This window comes from Candidatus Frankia nodulisporulans, assembly GCF_902806475.1.
Classification (GTDB): Bacteria; Actinomycetota; Actinomycetes; order Frankiales; family Frankiaceae; genus Frankia; species Frankia umida.
Window position 1 is genome coordinate 1 of the sequence record NZ_CADCWS010000313.1, and the last position, 4,265, is coordinate 4,265.

General features: G+C 68.6%; 5 protein-coding genes. 2 read left to right on the forward strand and 3 right to left on the reverse strand.

Translation table 11 applies throughout. The features are described 5' to 3' along the window. Positions 1-15 precede the first annotated feature (15 nt). The 3 genes from G6R24_RS18755 to G6R24_RS18765 all read right to left on the reverse strand — a co-directional run bounded on the left by G6R24_RS18755 (position 16) and on the right by G6R24_RS18765 (position 1,720). Positions 16-306, reverse strand: a complete 291-nt coding sequence (locus G6R24_RS18755) for a GNAT family N-acetyltransferase (protein WP_163550506.1) — start codon at positions 304-306, stop codon at positions 16-18. A 48-nt stretch (positions 307-354) separates the two neighbouring features. Beyond that, a complete protein-coding gene (locus tag G6R24_RS18760; protein WP_163550507.1) occupies positions 355-876 on the reverse strand; it encodes a DoxX family protein in 522 nt (173 codons plus the stop codon). A gap of 292 nt (positions 877-1,168) precedes the next feature. Beyond that, positions 1,169-1,720 (reverse strand): MarR family winged helix-turn-helix transcriptional regulator, encoded by a 552-nt coding sequence (locus tag G6R24_RS18765; RefSeq protein WP_372511961.1) that lies wholly within the window; start codon positions 1,718-1,720, stop codon positions 1,169-1,171. Positions 1,721-2,129: 409 nt separating this feature from the next. Between G6R24_RS18765 and G6R24_RS18770 the strand changes: the two genes are divergently transcribed. Next, positions 2,130-3,146, forward strand: coding sequence for a BON domain-containing protein (locus G6R24_RS18770; protein WP_338084472.1), 1,017 nt, complete (start codon positions 2,130-2,132; stop codon positions 3,144-3,146). Further along, positions 3,143-3,937, forward strand: a complete 795-nt coding sequence (locus G6R24_RS18775; protein WP_163550509.1) for a metallophosphoesterase family protein — start codon at positions 3,143-3,145, stop codon at positions 3,935-3,937. Before G6R24_RS18770 ends, G6R24_RS18775 begins: the two co-directional genes overlap by 4 nt. The last annotated feature ends 328 nt before the right edge of the window (positions 3,938-4,265 follow it).

The window sequence follows — 4,265 nt, forward strand, 5'->3', positions numbered from 1 at the left end:
GTGCGGAAGACAGGACTAGGGCTCCACGGCCACCAGATCCGCGTACGAGGGGTGACGGTCGATGTACCGGCGGATGTAGGGGCACTGCGGCACCACGCTCAGCCCCTGGGCGCGCACATCATCGAGGGAACCGGCGGCCAGGGCGGAGCCCACTCCCCTGCCCTCGAACTCCGCCGCGACCTCGGTGTGCACGAGGGTGATCCGGTCCCCGCGGCGCTGGTACTGCACGAATCCGGCGACCTGGCCGTCGGACGTCCGCGCCTCGTACCGGTGCCGTTCGGGATTGTCGATGACGGACAGCTCCATGCCACCATCTTCACCCCAGCCACCCTCGGCTGGTGCCGCGAGGGTCGGTCAGGCCTTGGTGGCGTCGGCCGGCTTGCGCTCGGGGCGCCAGGCGGTCGCCAGCAGCAGGGCGGCACCGCCGACGCCGAGGATGAGGGTGATCGCAGCGCCGACCCAGCCGTCGAGCTCGATGTCAATGGCGTGGTCGAGCGAGGCCTTGCCTGGGCCGAGGATGCCGATCGCGGCGCAGACGACCGCGATGAACAGGACGTACTCGTAGCCCTGACCGGGACGGAAGATGAAGAAGCCGTTGGTGCGGTGCGCGGTGATCCCGGCGACGACCATGGTGCCGATGATGGCGCCCGCGGCGAACGGGGTGAGGAAGCCGACGATCAGTCCGGCGCCGGCGGCGAGCTCGACCAGCCCGGACATCCACGCGTGCACGATCCCGGGGCGAAGGCCCATGCTCTGGAACCAGCCCGCGGTGCCCTTGATCCCACCGCCGCCGAAGATGTGGTTGTAGCCGTGCGCGATCAGGGTGAGGCCCACGATGATCCGGAGTACCAGGGCCGCGGTGTCAGGCGATGTCACGTGTCCTCCTCGAACCGGGCCCCAGCGGATCGTGGCGGCGGCCGGCGTGCCGATGTCGCAGCGCCGACAGTAGCGGGTTCGCAGAGAAGACACGCTAATTGCAATGATTGTGATCTATGGTCGTCCGTTCGCTGACGGTGAAATCAGCGTCGATCTCGTTCGTCTGACGGGGACGCCGCCGCGCCGCGCTGACTCGGCCGTGCCATCGTCGCGGTGTGGGCCGGACCGTCCTGGTGTCCGGGCCGCACCAGACATCGCTGATGGGTGGTACCGGTGCCAGCGCGGGCGTGCGTCAGCGCGGGCCGTCCTGATCGACGATTCGCGTCAGCATGGACAACAGGGCACCCTGCTCCTCCTCGGACAGGGGCGCGAGAAGCTTGTCGTTCATCTGGTCGATGCGATCGGCCACCTGCCCGTGGGTCGACTCCCCACGCTTGGTCAGCCGAAGGACGTTGCGCCGACCGTCTCGTGGGTCGCGAACCCGGCGGATGAGACCTCGCTGGACAAGCCGTGCCACCACATCGGCGACCGTGGAGCGGTCGAGCGACGCCCGTTCCCCGAGCGTGCGCTGATCGATGTCGGGATCGGCGAGCAGGCTGTTGAGCACCACGAACTGCGGCGGCGTCGTCTCGGTGGAGACGGTCGTCGTCCACAGCTGGTAGGTCACCTGCTGCAGCCGCCGGGCCAACTGGCCCGGATGGCAGGACATGTCCACCACGCCGCTGGTGCTGGGTGGCTCGGCCGGCTGCGAGGGCACGGTGGCCGGCTCGGTGGCGCGTTGCCCGGGTAGGCGCTCGCCGGAATGTTCCAGCGCGCTGGTGTCATCGGCGACACCCCTGGGCAACTGGTCGGATCGTGTGCGCGCGTTCAGGGTTCGCTTCCAATCCGGTGTCGAAGTGGGCGGCCGACGAGTTCGCCGCAAAGGTCATCATCGCTCATGTCGACGCTCGTTGTCGCCATGCTGTCAGAATCAGTGGCGCATCGGCGCCGACGTCGTATGCGTCGTGGCGGGTGGTGAAATTATAACTACGGATAACCGGACATCCGCGTGTCTGCGTAGTACGCTCGTCACCGCTTCGGGGTAGCCATTCGGGGATGTCGCGCGGGCGACCGTGCGCCCCCGCCGCCACTGGCCCACGTGGGCCCACACCGGTCCGAGTGATCGAGAGGTGCATCGTCACGCGGATGCGGGTAGTGGCTGCCGTATGGAGGATGCGCCCAGAGGTCTGCGGGAGAGTCTGAAACGGGTTGCTGTGACCCTCAAGGAGGCGAACATCCCGTTCGCTCTTGGTGGGAGCTACGCATGTTGGGCGCGCGGCGGGCCCGAACCGGTTCACGATGTCGATTTCATGCTGCGGGAAGAAGATGTCCCGCGAGCGGTCGAGGTACTGGCCGCTTCGGGACTTCGTTCGGTGGATCCGCCGGAGGACTGGCTGACCAAGGTGTTCGACGGAGAGGTGCTCGTCGATCTGATCCATCATCCGGTCGGTCGCGCGGTCACCACCGCGATGCTGGAACGCTCCCGGGAGATGTCGGTCGACTCGGTGCGCATGCCCGTCCTGGATGCCACGGACTGGTTCGAGATGACCCTGCTCGCGCTCGAGGAGCGCTACTGCGACCTTGCCCGGGTACTTCCAATGATCCGGGCGATGCGTGAACAGGTCGACTGGGACCAGGTACGCCGATCCACCGCGGCCTCCCCGTTCGCGGAGGCTGCCCTCCTTGTGGCCACTCGCCTCAACCTCATTCCCGCGGACACCACCGGCAATACCGCGGTGCCCCCCGGGAGATCGCCGTTGTGGTCGGCGCGGACGGAGCACCCCACCCGGCCGGACCAGTCGGCCACCTCGAGCTGGCCAGCCACCTCGGGTCAGCGGGACGGCCTGGGACAGCGGGACGGCCAGGGTCAGCGGGACGGCCAGGGTCAGCGGGACGGCCAGGGGTCGCCGACATCCGTTGTCGCCGCGGCACACGTGGACGACGCCGACGAGTACCTGGCCGGCGAGCTCCACGAACTGCTCGCCGAGGATCCCCGGGTCGCGGAACTCGGGCTTGAGGTGTCCGTCTGGGAAGGGGCGATTCTGGTGACCGGCGAGGTCGCCACCGAAGCTCGTCGGCGCGCGGTCACCGAGGTGCTGCGCGAGGCGGCCGCGGGCCGCCCGGTGCGCAACGAGGTCGCCGTGACCGACAGCCGAACCCAGGCCGTCCCCTCGGGTGCGGGCACGGGGCAGGACGCGACCAGCGCCGAGACCGCGGAGATCATCTCATGATTCGGATCGCCGCCGTCGGCGACATTCATCTTGGTACGGACAGCGGCGGGACCTTCGCGCCGGTGGTGCGTGAGCTGGCGGGACAGGCCGATGTGCTGCTGCTGGCCGGCGACCTGACCCAGCACGGCCGGGTCGCCGAGGCCCGGGTGGTGGCCGCGGAGGTCGCGGCGGCGGAGCTCCCCGTGGTCGCCGTACTGGGCAATCACGACTACCACGACGACGCCGAGGAGGAGATCACCCGCATTCTCGTCGATGCCGGCGTGATCGTGCTTGAAGGCGCCGGTACCGTTCTCGATATCGCCGGCACCCGCCTCGGGGTCGCCGGGGTCAAGGGATTCGGTGGCGGGTTTGCCGGCGCCAGCTGCTCGGAGTTCGGCGAGCCGTTGATGAAGGCCTTTGTGCGCCACAGCAGAGAGGTGGCCGCCGGCCTGGGGACGGCCTTCGGAGACCTGACCTGCGATATCCGGGTGGCATTGACCCATTACGCCCCGATCCCGGACACGTTGATCGGGGAGCGAGCGGAGATCTATCCCTTTCTGGGAAGCTACCATCTCGCCGAGGTCATCGATGCCGCTGGCGCGGACCTCGCCCTGCACGGTCACGCACATGCCGGATCCGAACGTGGTTCGACGGCGGGCGGAGTACCCGTCCGTAATGTGGCGAGACCGGTGATCGGCAAATCTGTTGCCCGATACGAGATCGCCCATGGTGGGCGCGCCGACCAGGATCCACAGACGCCCCCGCCGTCCCGTGTTCCGGCCGTCGAGGCGGACTCCCGCGCACTGTCGTGACGTTCGCCGAAACCATCAATGGCCGAGCGGACGTATGCGGAAGGTGGCGACAACTCCGGACGAATGATGTCCCGATACCCCGATCGAGGGGGTCTGACAGAGGGGGCATCGTGTGACCCGTCCGGGGGGTACGGCATGGCTGTGACGGCCCAGGTCATGATCGATGGCGGCTCGAACGGGCCGCCCGGATGGGCCGCCGTCGACGCTACGGGGCCACCCGATTGGAGGTGACCCGGCCGCGCTCGACGATCGCCGTCCGCATGGCCCGTTCGGGTCCCACAGCCACACCAAATGATCATTTCGGTGGTGGTGGTGCGCGGTGGTGGTG